This window comes from Pseudomonas sp. SIMBA_067 (genome assembly GCF_046534675.1).
GTDB classification, from domain to species: domain Bacteria; phylum Pseudomonadota; class Gammaproteobacteria; order Pseudomonadales; family Pseudomonadaceae; genus Aquipseudomonas; species Aquipseudomonas putida.
Genome location: NZ_JAWRYH010000713.1, coordinates 1 through 260, shown reverse-complemented (window position 1 = coordinate 260; position 260 = coordinate 1). Strand labels below are relative to the sequence as shown.

The 260-nt window shown below is 58.5% G+C and carries 1 protein-coding gene; it reads right to left on the bottom strand.

Annotated features, from left to right (window positions below):
* A partial coding sequence (locus SB765_RS31005) for an FAD-dependent monooxygenase (RefSeq protein ID WP_410932672.1) occupies window positions 1–260 on the bottom strand: 260 nt, incomplete at both ends.

The window sequence follows — 260 nt, the reverse complement described above, 5'->3', positions numbered from 1 at the left end:
AGCAGTTTTTTCGCCGGATTGGTACCGGAAAACAGATCGCGGAATCCCTGCATACCAGCCAGCATCAGCGCCGCACTGTGCTTGCGGCTACGCTCATACCGGCGCAGGTAAATGTACTGCCCGATGTCTTTCCCCTGACGATGCAACCGTTTCAGTTCAGCAATCAGCTCTGCAGCATCCATAAAGCCGAGATTTACTCCCTGCCCCGCCAGCGGGTGAATGGTATGCGCGGCGTCGCCCACCAGCACCAGACGGTGCGC